Consider the following 26,125-nt stretch of genomic DNA (forward strand, 5'->3'; position numbering starts at 1 on the left):
CGATGGCGGCCTGCCTCAGGACGCGCCCCGCGCGGCCAGCGCCTGGTCGCGAATGGCCTGCAGCGTGGTGCGCGGCGTGATCTGTTCCGGATCGATGCGGATCTCGATCAGGCTGGCAACCGGTGCGGCCAGCGCCTCGCGCAAGGCCGGCTCGAACTCTTCGTTGCGGGTCACGACGGCGCCACGCGCGCCATAAGCCCGCGCCAGCGCGGCGAAATCCGGGTTGTGCAGTTCGGTGCCGCTCACATGGCCGGGATACTCCCGCTCCTGGTGCATGCGGATGGTGCCGTACATGCCGTTGTTGACGACGATGATGAGCACGGCTGCGCCATACTGCATCGCCGTGGCGAGTTCCTGGCCATTCATCAGGAAGCAGCCATCCCCGGCCAGCGCCACCACCGTGCGCCCTGGAAAGGCGATCTTGGCACCCACTGCCGCGGGCACCCCGTAGCCCATGGCGCCGCTGGTCGGCGCAAGCTGGCCGCGGCCGCCGCCGGCAAAGGGGCGATAGCGGAAATAGCGGTGCAGCCAGCTAGCGTAGTTGCCCGCGCCGTTGGTCACCACGGCATCGGCCGGCAGCACGGTATCCAGCGTGCGCACGATGGCGGCCATGTCCACGCCCTGCCCGGTATAGGGCGGCGGTGCCAGGTAGGCTTCGTAATCGGCGTGCGCCGCGGCGGTCCATGCCTGCCAGCGCGGCGTGGCGGGGGCATCAAGCTGGGCCAGCCGTTTCGCGATGGCCGGCATAGAGGCCTGCACCATCAGGTCGGCCTGGTAGACGCTGCCCAGTTCCTCGGCGCCCGCATGGACATGGATCAGGGCCTGCGCCGGCCGCGGCGCGGCCAGCAGCGCATAGCCCCCGGTGGTCATCTCGCCCAGCCTCGGGCCGATGGCAAGCACCAGGTCGGCAGCGCGGATGCGTTCGGCCAGTTGCGGGTTGATGCCGATACCGACATCGCCCGCATAGCTGGCGTGGCGGCTGTCGAACAGGTCCTGGGAGCGAAAGGCGCAGCCCACCGGCAACTGGAAGCGCTCGGCAAAATGCTGCAGGTCCTGGCAGGCCTCGGGGGTCCAGCCGCTGCCGCCGGCGATCACGAAAGGCCGCTCGGCGCTGGCCAGCATACTGGCCAGGCGGGCCAGATCGCCCTCGCCCGGCCAACTCATGACGCGCTGGTAGTGCGCCAGCTGCGTCACGGCAACCTGCTGGGTCAGCATGTCCTCCGGCAGCGCCAGGACCACGGGGCCGGGCCTGCCTGAGGTAGCGGTCTGGTAAGCGCGCGCGATGTATTCGGGAATCCGCTCGGCCCGCTCGATCTGCGCCACCCACTTGGCCATCTGGCCGAACATGCGGCGGTAGTCGATCTCCTGGAAGGCCTCGCGATCGGCGAAATCGCCGCCGACCTGGCCGATGAAGAGAATCATCGGCGTGGAATCCTGGTACGCCGTATGGACGCCGATGCTGGCATTGGTGGCGCCGGGGCCGCGCGTGCAGAACGCCAGGCCGGGCTGCCCGGTCAGCTTGCCGTAGGCTTCGGCCATGACCGCCGCGCCCCCTTCCTGCCGGCAGATCACGAAGCGCAGGCGGTCGCGCCGCGCATGGAAGCCGTCGAGCACCGCCAGGTAGCTCTCGCCCGGGACGCCGAACGCCAGCTCGGCGCCGTGCGCCAGCAGCGCATCGACCAGGATATGGCCGCCCTGCTGGAGCAGCGGTACCCCGTCGGGGGCGGCATGGGACGGCGTGGCGGCAGGATTGACCATGGGGGCGGCGGACAAGTTGATGGTTCCGTGCGGAACCGTGGATCAGGAATTCGGTAACAGCACAGGGGGGCCAATCGAGGCCGGAAGCGTGTCAGCCAGCGGCCGCGCGGTTGCTCCCCGCATCACGGCGCGAGCGGTTGCCATTGCCCACCGTGACGGCGGTGAAGATCGCCAGCATCTGGAAGGCGCCGATCATGAAGAAGACCCAGCTCGGCCAGCGCGCATCCATCAACATGCCGAAAAACAGCGGTCCGCTGGCCAGTCCGATATCCAGGCCGGAGTAGACCACGCCATAGACTCGCCCGGTGGCCCCGGCCGGCGCGGCGGCGCGCACCAGCAGATCGCGCGAAGGCCCGGCTGTACCCGCACCGAAGCCGATCACGCCCATCAGCACCGGCACCATCACGGCCGGCAGCACGCCCAGCCCCACCACGATGGCGACAAAGCCCGACAGCGTGAAGCTCATCGCAATCAGGCGGTCGTGGTTGCTGGTGCGTCCCGCGGCGAAGCCGCCCACGATCATGCCGCCGGCGCTGCACAGCATGTAAACGGTGTAGGACGCCGTGGCCAGCGTCAGCGGCATGCCGTAGAGCTGGGTCAGCGCGGTCGGCGCGAAACTCTGGATGCCGGAGAACGAAAAGGTGGTGACCAGGAAAAAGGCCCAGCAGATCCACACCTGTGGCAACTTGAGAAACGCCAGCATGCTGCCGCCCGCCTTGGCCGCGGCCTGCCTGGGCGCCGCGCCTGCGGTGCCGCGCGGGTCGAGCACGTGCCGGAAGGCCAGCAGCACCGCCAGCACGCCGAAGGCCACGGCCGAAGCGCAGGCGAGCGCGGTGCGCCAGGTGCTGAACTCGGCAATGGTCACCAGGAAGATCGGAGCGGCGGCCCAGCCAAGGTTGCCCGAGATACCGTGCACCGAGAACGCATGGCCCAGCCGCGGCTGCGACACATGTTTATTGAGCAAGGTGAAATCGGCGGGATGGAACACGCCATTGCCGATCCCCGCCACGCCGGCGCCAAGCAGCAGCATCGCGTAGCTGGGGCTGACCGACAGCAGCAGCGCCGCCGTGCCCAGCAGCCCAAGGCCGCCGAACAGCACCGGCTTGGCACCGAAGCGGTCGACCACGAAGCCCGACGCCGTCTGCACCACGGCCGAGACGGCGAAGAACACCGTCATCAGCAAACCCAGTTCGGCATAGCTCAGGCCAAACTCCGCCTTGATCCATGGGAACAGGGGCGCCAGCAGCAGGTGGAAAAAGTGGGAAACGCCGTGGGCCAGCCCGACCAGGCCAATGACCTGGGCATCGTGGCGCAACGGATTGCGAATGGGATCGAGAGCGGCGGCAGTCATCGGGCGGCAATCTTGCTGGACTTGGCGCGCCGGCCACTGCTGCCTGACCCGGTCACGGACCAGGGGCGCGCTGCGAATACCGCATCATAGAGTAAAATCACCCTCGGCAGGGGTGCCCTGCCCGTTACATCTGCTTGAACAGGTAGGCATACTGGCGAGCCACCGGCAAGGTCTCCGCGCGATTGCGCAGCTTCAGCGCGAGCCGGCCGAGCGACTGGTTCACGGCACTGGCCACGCAGTCGATATTCACCACCGTGCCGCGATGGATCTGCCAGAAACGCTCCGGATCAAGCTGCTGCGTCAGCTCGCGCAGGCTGGTGCGAATCAGCGCCTCCCCGCTGGCGGACACGACGTTGACGTACTTGTCGGTCGCCTCCAGGTAAATCACCTCATCCACCGGGATGATGCGGATTTCCTGCCCGACCAGCGCCTTGATGAAACGCAGGTAGCCATGCTGGGGCGAGCCCGCGGGGGCGTGCAGCGCTGGCGCGCCGCCCGGTTCCAGCGTCTCGAGCCGGGCCAGCAACTGCGCCAGGCGATCGGTGTCGAGCGCGGAGCCGCCCTCCTCACTCGCCTGCGCATGGGCCGCCAGCCTTGCCTTGAGCCGGTGCACGGTGGCCTCCAGCCGGTCGGGCTGCACGGGTTTGAGCACGTAGTCGACCGCCTCGCGCTCGAATGCTTCCAGCGCGAACTGGTCGTACGCCGTGACGAACACCACCAGGGGCGGCGGATCGAACGCCATCAGCTCGCGCGCCACGTCCATGCCGCTCATGCCCGGCATGCGGATATCGAGAAACGCCACCTGCGGCGCGTGCTGCCGGGCCGCCTCCAGCGCGGATACGCCGTCGTGCACCACGGAGACGATCTGCGCCTCGGGCCAGAGACTGGACAGTTCGGCATGCAAGGCGCGCGCGAGCAGCGGCTCGTCGTCAGCGATCAACAAGGTCGGGGACATGGAAGCGGCAGTAATGAAGCGGATCGTTCGGAACGGCGGTTGAGACCGGGGCGGCTGTGGCAGTCAGCCGCCTCAGGGATGAGAAATGCCATGCGCGGCACGGGTAACGGGGGCCATCCCGAGTCCGCCAGGGGCGCTGGCCGGCACCGGCGCAGGCGCCGGCACGGGAACTGCCGCCGGCAGCCGCACGACAGGCAAGGTCAGCCGGACGATCACGCCGCGCGGCGTGTTTTCTTCCATCTGCATGCTGGCCGACGCCCCGAAAATACGCGCCAGCCGCTCGCGCACATGGGTCAGACCCAGGCCGGAGCCCTTGGTCACGGCATGCCCGAACCCCACTCCGGTATCCTGGATCACCACCTGTACCGCGTTCTCGCCCTGCGCGCGCGCCGACAGCACGATGCTGCCGCCACGCATGCATGGCTCGATGCCGTGGGTGACCGCGTTCTCCACCAGCGGCTGGATCAGCATGGGTGGGATCTCCACTTCCGCCAGCTCGGGCGGCAGTTCGATCTGATAGCTCAGGCGAGTGCCGAAACGCAGCGCCTGGATGTCGAGATAGCTGCGCAGCAGCTCGAACTCCTGGCGCAGCGTGCATTGCTCGGCGCGCGTATGCGACAGCGACATGCGCAGGAAGCCGATCAGCCGCTGCAGCAGCCGCCGGGCGGCCTGCTGGTCGGTGGCGATCAGGCAATCCAGGTTGGCCAGGGAGTTGAACAGGAAGTGCGGCTCGATCTGCGCCTGCAAGGCCATCAGCTGCGCGCGCACCAGTTGCTTTTCCGCCTCCTCGCGCTGCAGGGCGTCAAGCGCGGCCTGCCGTTCCAGATGGGCGAGCTTTTCCCGCGACCAATAGAAATAGATCATGCTGGCCGAAGCGAGCATGCCTACCACCAGGCACATGCGCAGCGTGTCGGCGGCTTCCTCGAAGGACTTCGCCGGCTCGTTGAGGATGATGCGCGTCGCCCAGCTGCCCATGATCACGCCAAGCGGCACGGCAATGGCGGTCAGGCACAGGAAGGGCCAGCGCCTGGGCCGCTCGTTCCACCAGATCAGCACGCGGGCGACATCGATCAGCAGCCAGATCGACAGGCCGATCAGGTGGCTATAGACGAAGTTGTGCCACAGCGAGCCGCCGGTACGGAAGCCATAGTTGAGGCTGACGGCAATCATGGTGTTGATGCACAGCACAAACAACAGGTCGCGCGCGAGGATCGAGATCCGGGAAGGAATGGCGGCGGGACAACGAGCTAGCCGATCCAGCGATTTCATGTGGGCAAGGCCTCCCTGCGCGACGGGGAAAATGGCGCCGGTCCTGCCAGCGCTACCGCGGCCGCAGGACAAGTCGGGGATGACTGATCGCTATTGTAATAGCCGCTCATAAGCTCTGGCACCCATTGCCCGGTCCGCGTGTGCGCTGGGTCACCTTGCCACCGGCGTCATTATCGTCATCGCCGGCCACACGGCCATGCAATGCCGCCCACCATTGGCCCGACAAGACAAAGCGCGGAAACGTGATCCACTGCTCGGCCAGGATGCGCAGCGCGATATCGAGCGGCCCGGCGAACGGTTCGGGCCTGACAGCCTCAAGCCGGTGGGCGCGGCCTTGCAGCATCATGGACAAGGCCATGCACAGCACGCCAAGCGCCACCGCCGGGACGGAAAGCGCCACCGCGCCATAGAGGAACAGCACATTGCCGGCCATGAACATCGGCACCGCGACCACGTGCAGCAGCAAGCTGCGCGGGTGATTGTGATTGCGGGCGTAGCCGCGCCACTGCCAGCGCAGCAGCCCTTCCGGGCGCGCGCTCATTGCTCCGGCCCGCGCCGGTCGACACGGCGCCAGGCGAAGCGGCGCACGAGCAGGATTGCACCCACGGCGATCAAGAGCACCGGCCATCCTTCGCGGACGATATAGGCGGGCAGGATGCCGCTGTTTTGCGCCAGGAAGGTCGCGCCCAGTGCAATCAGGATGATTGGGACAATCAGCCCCCTGCCGCTACGGCCTCGTTTCATCGCGCTCTCCTCGTGCAGGACTCGCGCACCGTCGATAGTGCGGTGCATCATTGCCATGTGACGGCATGTGTATTCCGCCACGGACTGTAGCGACTTTACGCCGACAAAGTTCGGGACGGAAGTGGCGTGCGACGAATGGAGAGCGGACGGCGCGAAACGCGAGGATGCGGCGCCACCGGCACCGCAGGGCCCCGTGTCCCCGAGGTCTTCAGGCCTCGACCACCTGCCCGCCCGCGGGTTCGGACAGGGCGCTGGTGAGGGTGTCGCGCGACAGATGCGGCGCGAACATGTTGATAAAGGCATGGGCGTAGCCACGCAGGTAGGCCCCGCGCCGCACCGCCACGCTGGTAGTATTCGGCTCGAACAGGTGGTCGGCCGCAATCCGCACCAGCCCGGCGTCCTTGCGCTCGTCATAGGCCATCGAGGCGACGATGCCCACGCCCAGGTCCAGTTCCGCGTAGGTCTTGATCACGTCCGCGTCCATGGCGGTGAGCACGATCTCCGGCTGCAGGCCGGCGGCGGCGAAGGCGCCGTCGATCTTGCGGCGCCCGGTGAAGCCGGCGTCATAGGTAATGATCGGGAAGCCGGCAATATCCTCCAGCGTCGGCTCCGGCAGGTGCGTCAGCGGGTGGTCCGGCGATACCACCAGGACGTGGCGCCAGGTATAGGCCTCGAAGGAAGTCAGGCCCGCCTCGCTTGCCACCGCCTCGGTGGCGATGCCGATATCGGCCTGGCCGGTCAGCAGCAATTCGACAATGTGCGCCGGCGAGGCCTCCTGCAACGCCAGCGTCACATGCGGATAGGCGCGGCGGAAGCTCTGCACCACCTTGGGCAAGGCGTAGCGGGCCTGGGTATGCGTGGTGGCCACCGTCAGGCGGCCGGTATGCCGGCCGGCGAATTCGTCTCCGGCCTGGCGCAGGTTCTCCGCCTCGAGCAGCAGGCGCTCGACGATGCGCACGATTTCGCGGCCGGGCTCGGTCAGGCCGGTCAGGCGCTTGCCATAGCGCTCGAAGATCTCCACCCCGAGTTCCTCCTCCAGCTCGCGGATCTGGCGCGACACGCCGGGCTGCGAGGTGTAGAGGGCATTGGCAACCTCGGTCAGGTTGAACTGGCGGCGTACCGCCTCGCGGATCGAACGCAGTTGCTGGAAATTCATTGTACGGCTCCCGCCGGGGCAACATTGGCCCTGGCTTGTGATTGTGTTTGTGTATGTGCCTGGGCTGCAGGTTGAGGCTGGACGAAGACACGCAACTGGCGCGGCCGCACCGCCAGCAGCTCGCCTTCGCGGAAGCCCTGGTGGCGGAAGCGTTCGAGCGGCAGCGCCACCTCGATCACTTCCTGGGTGTCTTCGCGCTCCAGTTCGAGCTGGGCCACGGGCCCCAGCGTCAGCGCGCGGCGCAGCGTCACGGCGATGCCGTCGGCGCCGGGCGCGTAGCGCTCCAGGTCGAGATCGTGCGGGCGGACATAGGCCACGGCGTCGCCGGCGGTTTCATGGCCGCTGCCGATGACGGGCAGGATCGAATCGCCGGTGTGCAGCAAGCCGCCCCGCTCGCCCACTTCCAGCCTGCCGTGGAACAGGTTGACGTTGCCGAGGAAGCCGAACACGAAGGGCGTGGCCGGATGGTTGTAGACCGCCTCCGGCGTGCCCGCCTGCTCGACGTGGCCGCGATTCATCAGCACGACCTGGTCGGCGACTTCCAGCGCCTCTTCCTGGTCGTGGGTGACGAACACGCTGGTAACGTGCAGTTCGTCATGCAGGCGCCGCAGCCAGCGGCGCAGTTCCTTGCGCACCTTGGCGTCGAGCGCGCCGAACGGCTCGTCGAGCAGCAGCACGCGCGGTTCCACGGCCAGCGCGCGGGCCAGCGCAATGCGCTGGCGCTGCCCGCCGGACAACTGCGGCGGATAGCGGTCGGCCAGCCAGTCGAGCTGCACCAGTTCCAGCAGCGAGCGCACCTTCTCGCGGATCTGCGCCTCGCCCGGACGCTCGGCGCGCGGTTTCACGCGCAGGCCGAAGGCCACGTTCTCGAACACCGTCATGTGCTTGAACAGTGCGTAGTGCTGGAACACAAAGCCGACCTGGCGCTGGCGCACATGCTGGTGCGACGCATCGCGCCCTTCCAGCAGGATCTGGCCATCGTCCGCCCGCTCAAGACCTGCAATGATGCGCAGCAAAGTGGTCTTGCCGCAGCCCGAGGGCCCCAGCAGCGCCGTCAGCTGGCCTTCGTCGAAATCGAGCGTGACATCATCGAGCGCGACGAAATTGCCGAAGCGCTTCTGCACATTCTTGACCTGGATGCTCATGATGCCTGTCCTTGCAATTTGCCAGCGACCGGATTCCCGGGCGCAAAATTTGCGTCTTCCCTTTGTTCGCCGCGCGCCCGGTATTCCACCAGCGTCTTGATGCCGAGCGTGACCAGGGCCAGCAGCGTCAGCAGCGACGCCACCGCGAAGGCTGCCGCGAAGTTGTATTCGTTGTAGAGAATCTCCACGTGCAGCGGCATGGTGTTGGTAAGCCCGCGGATATGGCCCGATACCACCGAGACCGCGCCGAACTCGCCCATGGCCCGCGCATTGCACAGGATCACGCCATACAGCAGGCCCCAGCGGATGTTGGGCAGCGTGATGCGGCGGAAGGTCTGCCAGCCGGAGGCGCCCAGCACGATGGCGGCCTCTTCTTCCTCGCTGCCCTGCGCTTGCATCAGCGGAATCAACTCGCGTGCGACGAACGGAAAGGTGACGAAGATGGTCGCCAGCACGATGCCCGGCACCGCGAACATAATCTTGATATCGTGTGCCTCCAGCCACGGACCCAGCCATCCCTGCGCGCCGAACAGCAGCACATAGACCAGGCCCGAAATCACCGGCGACACGGAGAACGGCAGGTCGATCAGCGTGATCAGCAGGTTCTTGCCGCAAAAATCGAACTTGGCGATGGCCCACGCCGCCGCCACGCCGAACACCACGTTGAGCGGCACCGCGATGGCCGCCACCAGCAGCGTGAGCTGGATCGCGGCCACGGCATCGGGCTCGACCAGCGAATCGAAGTAGGTCTGCACGCCCTTGCGCAGCGCTTCGTAGAACACCGAAGCCAGCGGGATGAACAGGAACAGCGCGAGGAACACTACCGCTATCGTGATCAGGGTGTAACGCACCCACGGCGCTTCGCCCGTGGCATCCCGAAAACGCGCGGCGGGGGCGGAACGGCCGCCCAGGCCCCGGGTAACGACGCCGGCCATTTCAGTTCTCCTTGTCCGGCGCCACGGAGGCGCGCACTGCCTGGTGGTGACGGCGCGTCCACGCTTGCAGCAGGTTGATCAGCAGCAACAGGGCAAAGGAGATCACCAGCATCACCACCGCCACCGCGGTGGCGCCCGCGTAGTCGTATTGCTCCAGCTTGGAATAAATCATCAGCGGCGCGATCTCGGAGATCATCGGCATGTTGCCGGAGATAAACACCACCGAACCGTACTCGCCGGTGGCCCGTGCGAACGACAGCGCAAACCCGGTCAGCAGCGCCGGCAGGATGGTCGGCAGGATCACGCGGAGAAACGTCTGCAGACGGGTAGCGCCCAGGCTGGCGGCGGCCTCCTCCAGTTCCTGCTCGGCATCCTCCAGCACCGGCTGCACCGTGCGCACCACAAAGGGCAGCCCGATGAACGTCAGCGCCACCACCACGCCCAGCGGAGTGAAGGCGACCTTGACGCCCAGCGGCTCCAGGTAGCGGCCGAGCCAGCCATTGCCGGCATACAGCGCGGTCAGCGCGATACCGGCCACCGCGGTGGGCAAGGCGAACGGCAGGTCCACCAGTGCATCAACCAGCCGCTTGCCGGGAAATCGGTAGCGCACCAGCACCCAGGCCACCACCAGTCCGAACACGGTATTCACGATGGCGGCGATCAGCGAGGCGCCAAAGCTGAGCTGCAGGGAAGCGACGACCCGCGGCGCGCTGATTGCGCTCCAGAACGCCTCCCAGCTCATCGTAAAGGTCTTGAGGAAGGTGGCCGACAGCGGGATCAGAACGATCAGCGTCAGGTAGAACAGCGTGAAGCCCAGCGAAAGGCCAAAGCCCGGCAGCACGGTAAAGCGCTGTTTGCTTGGCCTGGCGGGCGCGCGCTTGCGCGCCTGCGGGGAATCCGGCCTCGCCGGGGGCGGATTGTCCGCCAGGGAAATCGAGGGTGGCATGTTGTCTCGTCTGTGCCGTCAGTGTCGCATTCACCACCCGAAGAAGGATTTCGGCAAACGCTCGGGCCAGAAATCCGGGAAGCGGGGGTGGCTTCTTTATGACGCCGGCGCATAACGCACCGGCCTACGAGACAAATTCTGCAGATCCCGCCTTATAAACAGAACGAATCTTTACGTATGTTCTTAGGCGTTTTAGATATAAGGAAACGTGGACGACACCTCGACACCTGTTTCCCAAGGCTCGGTGCGGTCGTCAGACGCCCCGGCGCAGCCGTCGGCCTCGATGCGCTGTATCAATGTAGCAAGCAAGGCCAGCCCTTCGGGCCACTGGTCCAGCCCGGAATCGGCATTGATGAGGCCTGCCAGGCCAGCGTCGTGCAGCTCGCTCCCCCATAGCGTGCCCCAGCTGAAGGCGGTGCGCTGCAGCATCCAGGGATCGTTGCGGCTGGCGACAAGAATGGTGGGAAACGGCAGCCGGTGGGCCGGCAGCAATGCCGCCACGCCGAACTTGTCGGGGTCGGCTGGCGCCACGAGGAGGGCGCCCGCAATGCCCTCGGCGTCGAGCGCTGCCTGGCGCAAGGTGGCCAGGCAGCCGAAGCTGTGCGCCACCAGGATGGCCCCGCGCGATGCCACGCGCTGCGCCCGCATCACGCTTTCCGAGACGCGCTCGGCCCACAACGGCAGGCTGGGGCGCGACCAGTCGTGCTGCTCCACGCGCTGCCAGTCCGGAAAGCGCTGTTCCCAGCGGCTCTGCCAGTGGCCCGGGCCGCTGCCGTGCAAGCCCGGCACCGTCAGGATCTGCAATCCCTTGGGCACCTTCAGCCGCACGTCGGCGGCGCGCCCGTCGGCGCCCGCCTGGCTGCCGCGCTGGCTCGGCGCGGCAGGCCTCTTCGTCTGCGTCATATCGGCTCCTTGCTGAACTCCATCGGGATGCGGCCGGATCCGCTCCGGGCCGCCCCGCCCTCGAATTCCTCATTGCCTGCGTCGCCGCCGCCAGGCTCCGCTTGCAGCACGCGCAGGTTGCGCGCGCTCACGGCCGCGCCGGTGAAACTGCCCTGCCCCAGCCCGATGCCGGCTGCCTGCAGCCGCTCGGCGTTCTCGGCGTTCTCCAGCCGGCGCCCGATCAGGGTCACGCCGGCGCTGTCCGCGCTGGCCTGCAACCCGGCAAGCTGGCGGTCGGTCCAGTTGCGGCGCATGTCCAGCTTGAGCCAGTCGGGCAAGGCGTGCGCCATCAGCGCACCCGCCTCGGCCGGGTCAGATGCCTGCAGGCTGACGGCAAAGCCGTTGCGGCGATAGTTGCCCACCACATGCAGCAGCAGCGGCAGATCGTCGTTGGCGCTGGCCGGTACCTGGATCACGAACCGTTCGAGCGGCAGTCCCAGCGATTGCAGCGCGCGCCGGAAGGCCGAGCCATGATCGTCGGCCACCGCCGCCAGCAGCCGGTTATGCACATTGAGCACCAGCTTGCGCTCGCCATCGGCGGCGAAATAATTAATGGCGTGCACCAGCCGCGAGAGACGGTCCAGCGACACCAGCGAGGCATCGTCCGCCGCCATCGCGAACAGCTTCCACGCCGCCAGGCCGACACCGTCGCCGGCATAGGTGCGCAGCGTGCCCTCGTGCGCCACCACGTCGCGGCTGGACAAGGTGATGAGCGGCTCGAAGGCACTGGTCAGCGAACAGTTGTAGAACTGGCCCTGCACCTGCCCACGCTCGTCGCGCCAAAGTTGACGATCGCTCTCGGGCCGGCGAGGCAGCCCTTCCAGGTAATGGGTGAGTGCCGCCAGTCCCGCGCCTGTTTCGTTCGCGCTTGCCATTGCCATTTCCTTTGCGTTGCGCTTGCGCCTCGGGCGAGGCTTCAAAGCTTGGCCAGGGACACCTCGGTAGCCTTCACCAGGGCAACGACTTCGCTGCCGATGGTGAGGCCGAGATCCTTGACCGAGCGGGTGGTGATGACCGAGGTGACGATGCCGGCCGGCGTCTCGACGTCGACCTCCGAGACCACCGGGCCTTCGATGATGGCGGCTACCTTGCCGCGGAACTGGTTGCGTACGTTGATCGCCTGAATGCTCATGATAGAAGTTCCTTTGCGTGAGTGAAAATGAAGATTGCGTAAAACTTTGATTTAGCGCCTTGCGTGGTGAACCGGGATGAGTGACGTTGCACGCTCACACTTGCCGCTGCTATGCCGCGGGTTGCACCGGGTACATGCAATTGCGCCGGCACGACCGTTGTCTCTAATTTGTTTGCAACCTGGTTTGCTGCCTTGCCTCCTGCGTCATCCGCCAGCCTGCCTGCACTCGCTTATCCGGTGGTTGGCTTGAGCTAGACTGCCCAGCGCACCGAATCGGCCGTGCGCGCGACCGACCAGTCCACCGCGGGCGCCAGTGCCTGGCCAGACCCGCCGGCGTCGGCCGCCACTGCCTCGTCGCGTTGCATGACCCGCCGCAGCACCGCATCCTCCAGTTGCGCGAAAGCGGCCGAGCCTCGCTGGCGCGGTCGTGGCAACGCCACGCGCTTGTCCAGTGCAATGCGCCCGTCTTCGATCAGCACCACGCGGTCGGCCAGCGCTACCGCCTCGGAGACATCGTGCGTGACCAGCAGCGCCGTAAAGCCCAGGCGTTGCCACAGGGATTCGATCAGCCCCTGCATCTCGATGCGCGTCAGCGCGTCGAGCGCGCCCAGCGGTTCGTCCAGCAGCAACAGCCGCGGGTGATGCACCAGCGCGCGCGCCAGAGCGACGCGCTGGCGCTGCCCGCCCGACAGGCGCGCCGGCCATTCGCCCGCACGCTCGGCCAGGCCGACCTGGCCCAGCACCCTGGCGGCATCGGCCAGCCGTGAGCGAGGCAGGCCCAGCGCCACGTTGTCCAGCACCTTCTTCCACGGCAGCAAGCGTGCGTCCTGGAACATCACACGGACCGCCTCGCGCTGCTTGCGGCCCGGGCCATCGTCAAGCGTCACGGCGCCGCCGTCGCTGTCTTCCAGGCCCGCCACCAGCCGCAGCAAGGTGCTCTTGCCGCAGCCGCTGCGGCCCACGATGGCGAGGAACTCGCCGGGGGCGGCCTGCAGGTCGATGCCGTGCAGCACCTCGCGCCCGCCGTAGCGCTTTACTACCTGCTGCACGCGCAGCGACAGTCCGTTGCCGGCTTTGCTCGCCGGCACTTCCGCCAGCGCAGCCTGTTCGATCGGGTTGCTTTGCATTTCGTGTTCTCCTTGGGCCGCGGGCTCAGTGCGCCTGGTAGCCGGGGTGCCAGCGCAGCCAGAAACGTTCCAGCCCGCGCGACAGCAAGTCAGCCAGCTTGCCCAGCAGCGCGTAGAGCAGGATGCCCACCAGCACCACATCGGTCTGCAGGAACTCGCGCGCATTCATGGTCATGTAGCCGATGCCCGACTGGGCCGATATGGTCTCGGCCACGATCAGGATCACCCACATCAGGCCGAGCGAGAAACGCACGCCGACCAGGATGTTGGGCAACGCACCCGGCAGGATCACCTCGCGGTAAAGGCGCCAGCCCGACAGGCCGTAGCTCTTCGCCATCTCGATCAGGCCCGGATCGACCGAGCGGATGCCGTGGTAGGTGTTCAGGTAGATCGGGAAGAACACGCCCAATGCGACCAGGAACAGCTTGGCTGTCTCGTCGATGCCGAACCACAGGATCACCAGCGGAATCAGGGCCAGCGTGGGAATGTTGCGCACCATCTGCAGGGTGCTGTCGAGCAGCGTCGCGGCCGGGCGGAAGGTGCCGGTGAGCAGCCCCAGCAACAGCCCGAAGCCGCCACCGATGGTGAAGCCAAGCACGGCGCGCCAGCTGCTGACCCACACATGGCGCCACAGCTCGCCCGTGATGGCCAGGCCCCAGGCAGCCTTCACCACATCGAAGGGCGCGGGCAGGATGCGGTTGGACAGCCAGCCGTACTGTGAAGCCAGCTGCCACACCACGATCAGCAGCACTGGCACAGCCCAGGGCGCAGCCGGGCCAAGTACCTTGTTCAGCCAGTCGGCGCGGCGCGGCGGGAGCGTGAGGGGAGCGGGCATGTCGGCCTCCTTCAGCGCTGCGCCGCGCGCGGCACGATGCCAGTCGCCATGACTTCCCCGAAGGGCCCCGACAACACCTTGCCCGGCAGCTTGTCGCGCACGGAACGCGGCAGCAGCGGGGACACCAGTTCGGCGAAGCGGTAGGCTTCCTCCAGGTGCGGGTAGCCGGACAGCACGAACGTATCGATACCCAACTCCGCATACTCCTGCATGCGCGCCGCCACGGTGTGCGGATCTCCCACCAGCGCGGTGCCCGCGCCGCTGCGCACCAGGCCCACGCCGGCCCACAGGTTCGGGCTGATCTCCAGCTCCGCGCGGCTGCGCTCGCCGCCGCCGGCATGCAGCGCGGCCATGCGGCGCTGGCCTTCGGAATCCATCCTGGCGAACACGGCCTGCGCGCGCGCCACGGTATCGTCGTCGAGCTTGCTGATCAGCTTGCCGGCGGCGGCCCAGGCTTCGTCATCGGTCTCGCGGACGATCACGTGCAGGCGGATGCCGAACCTGACCGAGCGCCCATGGCGCGCAGCGCGCTGGCGCACGTCGGCGAGCTTCTTCGCCACCTCGGCGGGCGGTTCGCCCCACGTCAGGTAGGTGTCCACCTGCTCGCCGGCCAGCTCATGCGCGGCATCCGAGGAGCCGCCGAAATACACCGGCGGATGCGGCCGTTGCAGCGGCGGGAACAGGACTTTGGCGCCCTTGACCCTGAGGTGCCTGCCTTCGTAATCGAGTTCGGCGCCTTCATGGCTGGCGGCCAGCACCTCGCGCCAGATGCGGATGAACTCGGCCGAGGCTTCGTAGCGTTCGGCGTGGTTCAGGAACAGGCCGTCGCCCTCCAGTTCCGACGCGTCGCCGCCAGTCACCAGGTTCACCAGCAAGCGGCCACCCGAGAGACGGTCGAAGGTCGCCGCCATGCGCGCGGCCAGCGTGGGCGCCATCAGGCCGGGGCGCACCGCCACCAGGAAGCGCAGGCGGCGGGTGACCGCGGCCAACGTGGAGGCCACCACCCAGGGGTCCTCGCAGGAGCGCCCGGTGGGAATCAGCACGCCTTCGTAGCCCAGCGCATCGGCGGCGGTGGCGATCTGCTTCAGGTAATCGAGATTGACCTCTCGCGCCCCTTCCGAGGTGCCGAGGTAGCGGCTGTCGCCGTGCGTGGGGATAAACCAGAAAACTTGCATGCCTTTGCCTCTTCAGCTTGTCTTGTTGATCTCGTCCATTCGGTATGACTGCATCGCGGGATCCCGCGCAGGCACAGTGCCTGCCGTCGCGGCGTGCATGGCCGCCGCCCTGCCCCACTTCGCCGTGCCCAGGCCGAGCGCGAGCAAGGCGGTGCCCAATCCGCCAGTGAGCAAGGCCACGATCAGCACGTGGCGCAGGCGAGCGCGGCGCGCGGCGTGGCCCTGTTTGCCAGCCTCGTTCAACGCTGTGCCTGCCAGGCGGCATCCGCCGCATCGACCGCCTCCTCCGCCTGCGCGCGGCCGGGCAGCAGCGCATAGGCCAGACCCGTGGCCGCAACCAGCGCTGCCAGGACCAGGCGGCGCTTCAGGTTGCCGGTGCCCGCAACGCGCTGGCGTCGCGCGCCGTTGCCGGCTGGTGTTTCCTGAATATCGCGTTCGTCGGGATGCCTGAAAACTGCCGAGTTCATATCGATGTTCCTGTGCACGATGCAAACGCGATCGCGCCGGCAGCGTGCGGGTGCACGCTCCCCCGCCGCCCTGCAAGGCAGACGGCACAGCAATCACGGATAAGGCTGGTTCTCCCCGGGCGGCGCTCGCGCCCCCCGCATCAACTCAGGCGGAACATCGCTCGGCCGGCACAGGGCGCCGCGCGGCACGACCGAAGGTGCCAGGCAGTACGTCCGGCGACAGCAGGTCCAGGAACGTCTTGAGCAGGCCGCCATAGGCAGCCTTGTAGACCGGGGTGGCAAGGATCACCACCTGGGCCTCGGCCACCACGCGGATGGTGGCAGCGATATCGGGATCGTCCACCCTGGCCGCCAGCAGCGCCGCGGGCGGAAGCTCGCGCAGCGCCAGGTGACTGGTGCGTTCGCCGGTGGCTTCGAGCACGCTGCGCAGATGCGCCAGCAGGATGCCCGGAACGCGACGGGGCGGACGGGCTGCCGGACAGGGTCAGGATGGACATCGGGCTTCCTTCTCAACTGAATGGCGCGGCTGACGCAGTTCGCGCCCGCCCATGCCGCTGATTACTTCTTGCCGGGCTGGTAGACCTGGTCGAACGAACCACCATCGGCGAAGTGCGCTTTCTGCGCCTTCTGCCAGCCGCCGAAGGCCTCGTCGATGGTGAACAGCTTGACCTTCGGGAAATTGGCCGCGTACTTGGCAGCAATCTTTTCCGAAATCGGTCGGTAGTAATTCTTCGCGGCGATCTCCTGGCCCTCGTCGGTGTACAGGAACTGCAGGTAGGCCTCGGCCACCTTGCGCGTGCCCTTCTTGTCCACCACCTTGTCGACCACCGCCACCGGCGGCTCGGCCAGGATCGAGATCGACGGCGCGACGATGTCGAACTTGTCCGGACCCAGTTCCTTGATCGCCAGGATCGCCTCGTTCTCCCAGGCAATCAGCACATCGCCCAGGCCGCGCTCGACAAAGGTCGTGGTGGCGCCGCGGGCGCCGGAGTCCAGCACCGGCACGTTCTTCAGCAACTGGCCGACAAACTCCCTGGCCTTCTGCTCATTGCCGCCCGGCTGGCGCAGCGCGTAGCCCCAGGCAGCCAGGTAGTTCCAGCGCGCGCCGCCCGAGGTCTTCGGGTTCGGCGTGATCACCTGCACGCCCGGCTTGACCAGGTCGTTCCAGTCCTTGATGCCCTTGGGGTTGCCCTTGCGCACCAGGAACACGATGGTCGAGGTATAGGGCGAGGCATTGTGCGGCAGGCGCTTCTGCCAGTCCGCCTTGAGCAGACCCTTCTCGGCAATGGCGTCGATGTCATAGCCCAGCGCCAGCGTGACCACATCCGCATCCAGCCCGTCGATCACCGAACGCGCCTGCTTGCCCGAGCCGCCGTGCGACTGGCGGATGGTCAGCGCGTCGCCACCCTTGGCCTTCCAGGCCTTGGCGAAGGCGGCATTCACGTCCACGTACAACTCCCGCGTCGGGTCGTACGAAACATTCAGCAGGTTGGTGTTGGCCCAGGCGGTCTGGGTGGAACCGATCACGGCCAGTGCCGCGAATCCGATGGCCAGCTTGCGAATCATCTGTCTTGCTCCCGTCTTGTCGTCGTGAATTGGCGGCTGCGCGCCTCGTTTCATGGCCTTCCTTGCGTGGGAAGGCTTGTGTCAGGGAAGGAGACTACCGAGGGGGCTATGTGAAAGGAACGAATGGTTTCGCCGATCCTTGCACGTTTTCCGCATAAGATTCGGCGGAAATATGGACATGCCGCAGGGGTACTGTCGAAACCGTCAGTCTTCAACAACGAGAGGCTGCGGGGACGCCCGCGTGCTACAGGTAGTGCCGAAGGTTGGTCGCCGCAATGCAAATGCGTACAATTCTCACTTGCAAGTCATCCGTTGGCGTGAAGACAGATCACCCCACGGTGTAGCAACCAAGGAGCTTTCCGCGGGAAGGCCTTGGCGTAGCGGAATGCCGTGGCTGCCATCCACGCGACGCCAAGTGCCTGAAGTTCGTAGATCCATTGAAGGTCCGTTCCGCCGGCAATGGGCCGCTTGCCCGGGATACAGCGATTTCGAAGGCTGGGGCGTCGTTGTCCGCACCGCACCTCAAGTTGCCCGGTTTTCGCATTCAGCACCACCTATTGATGCCAAACGTGGAGAGACATAACCTAACCTTAGCATCACCACCCCAATAGATTGGATTATTGAATCCTTTAATCTTTTTCAGCAAACACATTCTATGATTTCCAACTTATACAAAATTAAAATTTTCATTCTCAACTTGATATTATTACAAACCATTACCCAAGCCATCGCCAGCGCAACCGTCGATCAGATTGGCCGCGACAAGGAGAAATTGGCCGACACCAAGAACTTCTCCCACGGGATGGTTGGATTTTCCGGACACATCAGTGAAAGCGAGAATATCTACAGAAAAATACTAAGGAGCGAATTCGAAAATGATATTTTTACAGAAATAATAAGATCCGAATAATCCACGAATGAAGCAAAACTCTATGCCGCGTGCGGACTTCGCGCGCTATCGCCTCCCCTATTCAAGAAGGAAACCCTCAACATCCTTCAAAAGGACGGCTCAGCCAGCGTATTGAGGGCAGATATCCTTAACAAGGAGAAAATGACCGATCTAATTGAATCCATTGAAAAAAAACGGCTGCAATCAAATATCGAAACGAGAAAGACACGACGCTATCGAAAAGATCGACTGGTACGCGATGCGCTGGAAAATAGAGACGTTTCACAAGAACCTGAAGTCCGGCTGCAAGGCTGAAGAGTCGCAGTTGCGTACAGCCAGCCGGTTGACCAACCTGATCGCTATTTTCTGTATCCTTGCTTGGCGAGCATTCTGGCTGACTGAGATCAATCAAGTTAAAACTCCCTTCCACCCAGAATTTGCAAACGCCCCATCAATTTTCCGAACAACGTTTATCATTTAAACTCCTTGCCCGGGACGAACGCAGGCCATGAGCTCATAACAGCACCTGTCGAAGTTGATATACCCCCAGGGGGCATACCGGCGCGCGTCAAGGCAGATGTCGCCTCATTCATGCAGCCAAACGCTGTTTTTTGGCGCCTGGCTTGATACCGCTGGGCACGGCAATCTCGCGCTCCGGGTTGAGCGTGACCGTGCCGATTGGCGTCCAGTTTCGCGTGTGGCGTGACCAGCGACGTGGGTTGCGCTCGCGGGCCTCGGCATAGAGCACATGACGAGCGGCGAGAATCCTATCGTCGTGCCCGGCGTGGCGCTGTGCCGGGCTCACGTAGCGGATGCCGCTGTGCCGATGCTCGTGGTTGTACCAGTGCACGAAGTGCGCCGCCCAGGCGCGCGCCTTGCTCAGATCGGCGAAGCCGCTGGACGGGAACTCCGGCCGGTACTTGGCCGTGCGAAACAGGCTCTCCACAAAGGCGTTATCGTCGCTCACGCGTGGACGCGAATACGAGGGCTTGACACCCAACCAGTGCAACATCGCCAGCACCGTGGTGGCCTTGAGTGTGGCGCCGTTGTCCCCGTGCAGCACCGGCTTGGCCGCCATGGCGTGGATGCCCTCGGCCAGCGCCGTGCGCTTGACCAGATGCGCCGCGTGGTCGGCGTCGTCGCGGTCGTGGACTTCGAAGCCCACGATCTTGCGGCTATACACGTCCAGGATCAGGTACAGATAAAACCAGCGCCCGGTGATCTCGGCAGGCAGGTACGTCATGTCCCAGCACCATAGCTGGCGCGGTGCGGTAGCCACGTGCGTGGTGGGCGGGCGGCTTTGACGGGGCGCCTTGGCGCGGCCTCGATGCCGGCTCTGGCCATGCGCGCGCAGCACGCGGCCAAAGCTCGATTCGCTGGCCAGGTACACGCCTTCGTCGGCCAGCATGGGCACGATGCGCGCCGGCGGCATATCGGCGAAGCGCGGCTCGTTGGCCACGCGCAGGATCTGCTCGCGCTCAGCCTCGGTGAGGGCATGAGCGGGCATTGGCCGCACCGCCTGGGGCCTGCCGTCACCCGATATGAGACCTTGGCCGTCCGTCCAACGCTGCAGCGTGCGCGCGCTGATGCCAGCGGTCTCGCAGGCCGCGTGCAGCCTTGCCCCAGCAGCGTGCGCCACTTCGATGTCGCGGGCCAGAGTCTGGCGATCTTCGAGGCCGATCATTCGTCCTCGCCCTTGTTGAAGATCGCCGCGACTTTTTTTGAAAGTACCAGCAATGCAGCAGTCTCGGCCAACGCCTTCTCCTTGCGCCGCAACTCGCGTTCGAGCTCCTTGATGCGGCGGCGATCATGCTGGGTCTGCTTCGGACTGGCGCGCACCTCCTCCGGTTCAGCCAGCGCCTGCGTGGCGGCTTGGCGCCACTGTTCAAGCTGTTGGGGGTACACACCGTGCTCGCGACACCAAGCACTGCGCGCAGTCTCGTCCATGGCCGCCGTGGCGATTACAGCCTCCAGCCGGGCAGGCGCTGTCCATGCCCGCTCGCGAGCGGGCATGGACAGCGCATCCGCACGCCACCGCTCCAACGTGGCCACTGCCACACCCAGTTCCCTTGAAACCACTTCCACCGCCACACTCTCCGGCGGCAACAACCGCGCTACTGCACGGTCCTTAAACACTTGTCCGTATCGAGCCACTTCCATCTCTTATCGCCCCCAAGGTTCAGATTCTATCTGGGGTCGAGTGGCCCGAGGGAACTGCCCCCTCAGGCTCTCACAGATCCGTACGTGAATCTCTCGATTCATACGGCTCCTCTTGTCCGCCGTTCTTCGAAACAGAAATCCCAGTGCGCGAATAGCTGAGGAAGACTTTCCCGACAACGCTTGAGCCACGCCCAGGATTGCCGTTTGTGTCCTCTCAACCGCTTGTACTTGTTTCGCGCCCACCTTCCAAGCCGTAAGTCTATTCTGATCAAGAACCGCTTTAGCGGCTCCGGATAGAAGGCACCGTAGTAATTCACCCATCCCCGTACCATCGGGTTTATGCGCTGCGCCAGTTCGGGCAGCGTCAATGAGGTACTTCGATTGAGACTCAAGCTTCTGATGGCCTGAGACATTCGCGTTAGCGCCTTTTGACTTACCGCAGGTCCGAATCCGGTGAACAAGTTTCCCGCTCGGTCTTGTACCGTCCGAGCGTGAAAGCTGAATCCAAGGAAGTCGAACTTAGTATGGGTATGTTCCTCCCGACGTCGTCCATCTTTACAGTAAACCAAGCGTGTCTTTTCCGGGTGTAGCAAAAGTCCACAAGCGGTAAGCCGTTCCCTCAAGACCGACAGGAACTTCTCCGCCTGCTGCTTCGTCCTGCAATGACAGACGACATCGTCGGCATACCGTTCAAACGGCACCTCCGGATGCTCAGTCTGGACCCATCGATCAAACGCATAGTGGAGAAAGAGGTTCGCCAACAATGGACTGATCACCCCGCCTTGCGGAGTGCCTCTATCCCGAGCCACCAGTTCCCCGGTTTGCTTCTGCACCGGGCTCTCTAGCCAGCGTCTAATGTAGAGTCGTGCCCATGGCTCCGTGACATGCTTTTCTACCGCACGTCTGAGGAGCTCGTGGTCGATGGTGTCAAAGAAGGATTTCAAATCAATATCGACTACCCAGTCGTAGCGCCAACAGTTCCTTCTCGCTTGCGCCACAGCTTGCTTCGCCGATTTGTTAGGACGATAACCGAACGACGATGAATGAAATATCGCGTCGATTCCCGGCTCAACCATTAACTTGACCGCCATCTGAGCCACTCGGTCCGTAATCGTCGGTATCCCGAGAGGGCGGAACCCATCCCCCTTCGGAACCAGCACCTCTTTGACCGGCTGAGGAAAATAACTCCCCGAACTCATTCGATTCCACAGGGCGTATAGATTTCTCGCCAAGCGATTTCGGAATACTTCAATACTTTCCCTGTCCACGCCCGGCCCTCCTTGATTGGCGGCCACGCGCTTCCAAGCTTCCCAAATCAACCGCTTGGGTATTTCGAACGACTTGACATCAACCCCGGAATCCTCCCGCATCGCGGTTGTTCTGTGATCTCCGTCAGACAAGGTCATGCCTTCGCTCCAGAGGTCATTACAACCCTTTCAACGCTACTACGCATGACTCCGCCCCTGTGCCTCGCATTGGTACTCTGACTCTCACGGGTTCTCCGCTTGAGCTTCTCCCTTAGCATCGAGACGACAGGTTCCCAAGTTCCGTATCCATGCCTGCAGGAAGGTCGCGCCATCTCTATGCCGGATGCCGTCAGACCCACCTCCAGGCTGCCGTCTGACTGATCCCGAGGTGTTGTCGAGCCCTCGGTTTTGACATCATTGCAATTATCGACACTTCTTCGATGGTTCACTTGCGTTCGCCTCCTTCTAGCCTACCTGACGAGATTCATCCCGCCTTTTCCCTAGACGCTCACCACAACCGCTCTTAACGGAAGCAGCTCTGGGTGGTTTGGTATCACCGCCTGATCGGCGAAACCGAGGGGCCTGCCCTCATCACGGATACAGCATGTACGACGACAAACTGTCGCTTTCCTTCTTGGCACACCGACATCTATTCTGACGCGGGGGGATACTTCTAGTCATCTCCTTATACAGAAGTCATGCGCCCTCGTTGCGTAGGGCCTGAATTGTGGCTGCAGCGTCCCTGGTTCGCTGCAAGCCGATCCAGAGCGTCTTTGCGCCGGGTTCGCCATCGCTCTTGCGGCCCAAGAAGCCACCCAGTGATGCAATCAGGCGAATTATTTGATTGAGCGTGGGTGGCTTTGGAGGGCGCGGCTTCTTCGCCAGCAGATAGGCACCCCGTATCTCGTCGGCATCAAAGAACAGCGACGCGTCCAGCTCGGGGCAGGTCCTGCCCAGGCGCATCAGTCGCGCAATACGCCACGAGACCACCATGTACAGCACAAGCGCACGTTCGACTCGGTCCATGTGCGAGAGCTGTAACGCTTCCACCTTGCAGCCGTTTTTCAGCACATGGGTAGGGTCGAGGACTGGCGCGCGCACCTGTAGGCTCCGGTGGTAACTCCACCGCTTTCGCAGTGGACCGCAGTCCGGCTACCATAGTCACGTTTCCAGCCCCCGCCACGTCAAACGGAGCGGGCGGTTTTCCCGCACTCCGCTTTCCTGTGCGCTTCGCACCACGGCTTATGAGACCTATCATGCTGGGGATCCTTTCGGCATGCTCCAGTGCACCCTGTAGTTGTCGAACAACCCCAGAGTGTCGTAGAGCCATCGCGTACTCCATCTCGCCCAGCCGAAGCCCCGTCGTCCCCGAGCGCGCATCAGATGACTTCTGATCTTCAATGCAACCCATCGTTTGACCACTTGGAAGCAGCGACTTGAGTGACCGACAGCAAAGTAATTCACCCAACCGCGCAGCACCGGGTTAATGCGTTGTATCACCCGTGCCACAGGCTGAGAACGATACCGTCGGAACACTTCCTTGAGCGATTGCATCAACGCCGTACGTTTCTTCAACTTCGGCGTGAACTGCGCCCACCACAACCCTTTACTGCTACGGGTCCGTCGGAAGTCGAACCCCAGAAATCCGAAGCTCTCGCCTCGTGTGAGGTCAACCATTCGGCTCTTGTCCTCATTGATCTCTACTTGGAGTTTGGCGAACTCCTCCCGCAATCGCACGACCACCGCTTTATGTAACCAGTCATGCCGCGCATGGGCGTCCACGAGCACTACCAGATCGTCTGCAAACCGCGCATACTCGATTTGGGTGTACTTGCCCCGGCGAGTCAGGGTCTTCGCCCGCTCCAACATCTGATCAACCTCATTGAGGTAGAGATTGCTGAGCAGTGGCGAGATCACGCCGCCCTGAGGGACGCCCATCTTCCCGGAAGATTTCAGGATCATCTTGAGCAAGCGCATTACATCCTCGTCCTGGATTCTGCTTGCCACCTTCCCCAGTAGCCGATCATGCCGGACACTGTCGAAGTAGGCTTTCAGGTCAAGGTCAATCACGCGCGTCTTGCCACTGACGATCGCTCCAGCCACCCGGTCTATCGCTTCATGCGCTGTCCGCTTGGGGCGGTAGCCATATGACCCCGGTTGGAAGTCCGCCTCAAAGATCGGCTCCAATATGAGTTTCAGCGCCCCTTGCACCACGCGGTCACGGATCGAAGGAATCGACAGGACGCGGACTTTCGTCCCCCCATCCTTGGGAATCTCCTTCTTGCGCGCCGGCCTCGGTGCGTAGGTACGTCGTATCAGTTCATCTTGAATCTGCTCGAGGAATCCTGGGCGCCCTGCCGCCTCGATGGCTTCGAAGGTCTCGCCGTCCCCGCCGGGGGCGCCGCGATTCTCCTTGGCCATCTGGTAAGCCGCTTGCAGCGTTTCCATCTTGCAGACATGCACGTATAAACCCCAGAAACGCCAGGACGGTTCAGACTTCGCCTTGACGTATATCTTCCTTCTCAGGTCCTGCAAACTGCCGGGTGTCTTTCTCATCTCACCCTTGCCTCCCTTATGTTGGAAGAGTTACACACAGTAGGGTGCCTTCGCTCCACGGGCATTACCCCGCTTCGTCACTACTACACACCCGTCCGCCACCCTCTCGCCTTCGGCCGACTTCCCGGTGTTGCCGGTTATACGACCTACCCAGCTTCCGTCGATTTCTCGACGGGGCAAGGAGGGCTTCTCCAGTTGCTCAGCATATCCTTGCCACCATGCCGTCGCTTCCACCCCGCCGAAGGATCCCACCGCTTCAGTCAGCCTGCGGTAGGCTCTGCTGCCTTCGCCCTATTCTTGGAGGCTCGGCCTTCGGGGACAGAGTTTCGAGGCCACATCCGCGTTCATTTTCATTACGGCCTGGTGACTCGCCGCCGCCCCACGGACGACGTTGTCGATGGGCTTCAGCGTCCCAGTTTCCCAGGCACGCTGCCATCCTAGCTACGGGGCCTTGACTCTTACCCCGGCGGGACTGACTCCCGCTGAATACGCCAGCCTTTGCTGGACGCACAAGAACATCTCGATCTCCCATCTGGCCCGATACCAATCGATTAGCTCGATCACCGCATCAAGATCTTGCGCGTCCCGATTAGTCAGCAATCGCCACACCACCGGCTTCACGCCGGCCGGCGCGCCGCGTTCCGCGGCCACCAGGCAGGTGAGCGACAGTCCTTTGCGGCCTGGCAACATCACGCGTTGCGCACGCAGCTCCTGCCTGACTTCACGCGCCTTCTGGCCAGCACGCCCGGGCAAGATGAAGGCGATCTCGCCGAGCGCCTCGCTGGCCTCGACCGCATCCCACAGTTTGGCTTCGGCAGCGCCAAGGCTGCGGTTGTGTTGCGATCGGATCAACCAGTCAGCAGGCTGGCCTAACTCATCAGCCCGCTGCATCAACGCAGCAATGTCGCCTTCCCGATCCGCCACATAGACCAGCCGGGTCTGCAGCAGTGTTGCCGCCTGCTCGGCCACGCGCTCATAGCCTTCGATCCACCTCACGCTCTCCTTGATACCGCCGCGTTGCCCGTCCGCATCCTTTGGCTCACGTGCCCACATCCAGGCATCGACCACCCCCAGCGGCTCCCGATCCGGCGTAACCGCATAGGTCGCGTGAAGATACATCCCGCGTTGAACTTCATAGCTCAACGGCCCAGCCCCCTCCATCTCCTGGCCGTTAAAGTCAAGCTCGGTCGTATCGGCAAGGCATAGCACCACCGGAAATGGATGCATCCGCCCAGCCGTACGATCCCAATGCGGCTGCATCATGTCTCGCCACTCGACCTCTTCGTTGCCGAGAAATCGGTACGCACCCATGGTCTCGGCCCAGCCGTCGCATGCCCCCGGGATGCTCGCCGTCGGCTTGGCCGCAAACCGCTTCAGTAACTCCTTCGCGCGACGGTCCCGTCTTGGATCGCCAAGATCCAGCGCTTCAAATTCCTCGTCCACCCACGCTCCTGACTCGTTGCCCATTTGCTCTAGCGGGAAATCCAAGAGTAAACGCGAGTTCGCGCCGGTTTACAACCCCCTCTGCCTCGACATCCATCCACTTCTGCCTCGCACCATCGCTCTGGCCGGCGGTACTTCTGTATAAGGAGATGACTTCTAGTGCCTTACAGTAAAATCGGTAAGCTTGGATTTATTCCATTCGCAGCACCGACTTGGGCAGCGAACGTACCAGCCCCACCAAATTACTAATCGTCTGCGCTCGCTGGTTATCTAATTCATTCTTTTTCGTAAACCCACATGGCAAGTGCACATGGCCAAGTAACGATA

24 protein-coding genes and 3 pseudogenes are annotated in these 26,125 nt (G+C 64.2%); 2 read left to right on the plus strand and 25 right to left on the minus strand.

Translation table 11 applies throughout. The features are described from left to right. Positions 1-15 precede the first annotated feature (15 nt). The 20 genes and pseudogenes from ACZY0R_RS27700 to ACZY0R_RS27795 form a co-directional block, all read right to left on the minus strand. Complete coding sequence (locus tag ACZY0R_RS27700; RefSeq protein ID WP_488866217.1) at positions 16-1,758, minus strand: thiamine pyrophosphate-binding protein; 1,743 nt, start codon at positions 1,756-1,758, stop codon at positions 16-18. A gap of 91 nt (positions 1,759-1,849) precedes the next feature. After that, positions 1,850-3,109: an MFS transporter gene (locus ACZY0R_RS27705; RefSeq protein WP_488862891.1), complete on the minus strand. Its 1,260-nt coding sequence runs from the start codon at positions 3,107-3,109 to the stop codon at positions 1,850-1,852. A gap of 124 nt (positions 3,110-3,233) precedes the next feature. Continuing rightward, complete coding sequence (locus ACZY0R_RS27710; protein WP_488862893.1) at positions 3,234-4,064, minus strand: LytR/AlgR family response regulator transcription factor; 831 nt, start codon at positions 4,062-4,064, stop codon at positions 3,234-3,236. A gap of 72 nt (positions 4,065-4,136) precedes the next feature. Next, complete coding sequence (locus ACZY0R_RS27715) at positions 4,137-5,333, minus strand: sensor histidine kinase (RefSeq protein ID WP_488862895.1); 1,197 nt, start codon at positions 5,331-5,333, stop codon at positions 4,137-4,139. A gap of 106 nt (positions 5,334-5,439) precedes the next feature. Then, positions 5,440-5,874: a terminase gene (locus ACZY0R_RS27720; protein ID WP_488862897.1), complete on the minus strand. Its 435-nt coding sequence runs from the start codon at positions 5,872-5,874 to the stop codon at positions 5,440-5,442. Then, on the minus strand, positions 5,871-6,077 hold the full coding sequence (locus ACZY0R_RS27725; protein WP_488862899.1) for a LiaI-LiaF-like domain-containing protein: 207 nt from the start codon (positions 6,075-6,077) through the stop codon (positions 5,871-5,873). Before ACZY0R_RS27725 ends, ACZY0R_RS27720 begins: the two co-directional genes overlap by 4 nt. Before the next feature lie 208 nt (positions 6,078-6,285). Continuing rightward, positions 6,286-7,233: a CysB family HTH-type transcriptional regulator gene (locus tag ACZY0R_RS27730; protein ID WP_488862901.1), complete on the minus strand. Its 948-nt coding sequence runs from the start codon at positions 7,231-7,233 to the stop codon at positions 6,286-6,288. Continuing rightward, positions 7,230-8,378, minus strand: coding sequence for a sulfate/molybdate ABC transporter ATP-binding protein (locus ACZY0R_RS27735; RefSeq protein ID WP_045241545.1), 1,149 nt, complete (start codon positions 8,376-8,378; stop codon positions 7,230-7,232). Before ACZY0R_RS27735 ends, ACZY0R_RS27730 begins: the two co-directional genes overlap by 4 nt. After that, positions 8,375-9,313 carry a sulfate ABC transporter permease subunit CysW gene (gene cysW, locus ACZY0R_RS27740; protein ID WP_488862903.1) on the minus strand — a complete coding sequence of 313 codons (939 nt, stop codon included), beginning with the start codon at positions 9,311-9,313 and terminating at the stop codon, positions 8,375-8,377. Before cysW ends, ACZY0R_RS27735 begins: the two co-directional genes overlap by 4 nt. Before the next feature lies 1 nt (position 9,314). Continuing rightward, the gene (gene cysT, locus ACZY0R_RS27745; RefSeq protein ID WP_488862905.1) at positions 9,315-10,259 is read right to left on the minus strand and encodes a sulfate ABC transporter permease subunit CysT; all 945 of its coding nucleotides are present in this window, start codon (positions 10,257-10,259) and stop codon (positions 9,315-9,317) included. Positions 10,260-10,451: 192 nt separating this feature from the next. Further along, entirely contained in the window at positions 10,452-11,162 is a 711-nt protein-coding gene (locus tag ACZY0R_RS27750) for an RBBP9/YdeN family alpha/beta hydrolase (RefSeq protein ID WP_488862907.1), read from the minus strand. Continuing rightward, positions 11,159-12,076, minus strand: a complete 918-nt coding sequence (locus tag ACZY0R_RS27755; protein ID WP_488862909.1) for an EAL domain-containing protein — start codon at positions 12,074-12,076, stop codon at positions 11,159-11,161. Before ACZY0R_RS27755 ends, ACZY0R_RS27750 begins: the two co-directional genes overlap by 4 nt. Before the next feature lie 41 nt (positions 12,077-12,117). Next, positions 12,118-12,333, minus strand: a complete 216-nt coding sequence (locus ACZY0R_RS27760; protein ID WP_006161487.1) for a TOBE domain-containing protein — start codon at positions 12,331-12,333, stop codon at positions 12,118-12,120. Positions 12,334-12,584: 251 nt separating this feature from the next. Continuing rightward, on the minus strand, positions 12,585-13,460 hold the full coding sequence (locus ACZY0R_RS27765; RefSeq protein ID WP_488862911.1) for an ATP-binding cassette domain-containing protein: 876 nt from the start codon (positions 13,458-13,460) through the stop codon (positions 12,585-12,587). A gap of 25 nt (positions 13,461-13,485) precedes the next feature. Then, entirely contained in the window at positions 13,486-14,295 is an 810-nt protein-coding gene (gene ssuC / locus ACZY0R_RS27770; protein WP_488862913.1) for an aliphatic sulfonate ABC transporter permease SsuC, read from the minus strand. A gap of 11 nt (positions 14,296-14,306) precedes the next feature. Continuing rightward, positions 14,307-15,470, minus strand: a complete 1,164-nt coding sequence (gene ssuD, locus ACZY0R_RS27775; RefSeq protein WP_488862915.1) for an FMNH2-dependent alkanesulfonate monooxygenase — start codon at positions 15,468-15,470, stop codon at positions 14,307-14,309. A gap of 12 nt (positions 15,471-15,482) precedes the next feature. Next, positions 15,483-15,713, minus strand: coding sequence for a hypothetical protein (locus tag ACZY0R_RS27780; RefSeq protein ID WP_488862917.1), 231 nt, complete (start codon positions 15,711-15,713; stop codon positions 15,483-15,485). Next, on the minus strand, positions 15,710-15,937 hold the full coding sequence (locus tag ACZY0R_RS27785; protein ID WP_488862919.1) for a hypothetical protein: 228 nt from the start codon (positions 15,935-15,937) through the stop codon (positions 15,710-15,712). The genes ACZY0R_RS27780 and ACZY0R_RS27785 overlap by 4 nt, the downstream gene beginning before the upstream one ends. A gap of 220 nt (positions 15,938-16,157) precedes the next feature. Continuing rightward, positions 16,158-16,434 (minus strand): annotated as a pseudogene (locus tag ACZY0R_RS27790) (NAD(P)H-dependent oxidoreductase); the annotation flags it as partial. A 61-nt stretch (positions 16,435-16,495) separates the two neighbouring features. Beyond that, on the minus strand, positions 16,496-17,503 hold the full coding sequence (locus ACZY0R_RS27795; RefSeq protein WP_035865028.1) for a sulfate ABC transporter substrate-binding protein: 1,008 nt from the start codon (positions 17,501-17,503) through the stop codon (positions 16,496-16,498). A 1,051-nt stretch (positions 17,504-18,554) separates the two neighbouring features. Here ACZY0R_RS27795 and ACZY0R_RS27800 point away from each other — a divergent pair. Continuing rightward, positions 18,555-18,707, plus strand: a complete 153-nt coding sequence (locus ACZY0R_RS27800) for a hypothetical protein (RefSeq protein WP_488866420.1) — start codon at positions 18,555-18,557, stop codon at positions 18,705-18,707. Continuing rightward, complete coding sequence (locus ACZY0R_RS27805; protein ID WP_488866219.1) at positions 18,652-18,873, plus strand: hypothetical protein; 222 nt, start codon at positions 18,652-18,654, stop codon at positions 18,871-18,873. The genes ACZY0R_RS27800 and ACZY0R_RS27805 overlap by 56 nt, the downstream gene beginning before the upstream one ends. 108 nt (positions 18,874-18,981) lie before the next feature. Here ACZY0R_RS27805 and ACZY0R_RS27810 read toward each other — a convergent pair. From ACZY0R_RS27810 to ACZY0R_RS27830, 5 genes and pseudogenes are all read right to left on the minus strand, one after another. After that, a protein-coding gene (locus ACZY0R_RS27810; protein ID WP_488859618.1) for an IS3 family transposase occupies positions 18,982-20,546 on the minus strand; the annotation gives its coding sequence in 2 pieces (ribosomal slippage) (positions 18,982-20,108 and positions 20,108-20,546; 1,566 coding nt in all). Positions 20,547-20,650: 104 nt separating this feature from the next. Then, complete coding sequence (gene ltrA / locus ACZY0R_RS27815; protein ID WP_488861568.1) at positions 20,651-21,958, minus strand: group II intron reverse transcriptase/maturase; 1,308 nt, start codon at positions 21,956-21,958, stop codon at positions 20,651-20,653. 537 nt (positions 21,959-22,495) lie between these two features. Beyond that, positions 22,496-22,873: pseudogene (locus ACZY0R_RS27820) on the minus strand (IS4 family transposase); the annotation flags it as partial. 180 nt (positions 22,874-23,053) lie between these two features. Continuing rightward, a complete protein-coding gene (ltrA, locus tag ACZY0R_RS27825) occupies positions 23,054-24,355 on the minus strand; it encodes a group II intron reverse transcriptase/maturase (protein ID WP_488858137.1) in 1,302 nt (433 codons plus the stop codon). Positions 24,356-24,859: 504 nt separating this feature from the next. Continuing rightward, a pseudogene (locus ACZY0R_RS27830) lies at positions 24,860-25,822 on the minus strand (IS4 family transposase); the annotation flags it as partial. Positions 25,823-26,125: the final 303 nt, after the last annotated feature.

The sequence above is a fragment of the Cupriavidus sp. F041 genome (assembly GCF_057814235.1).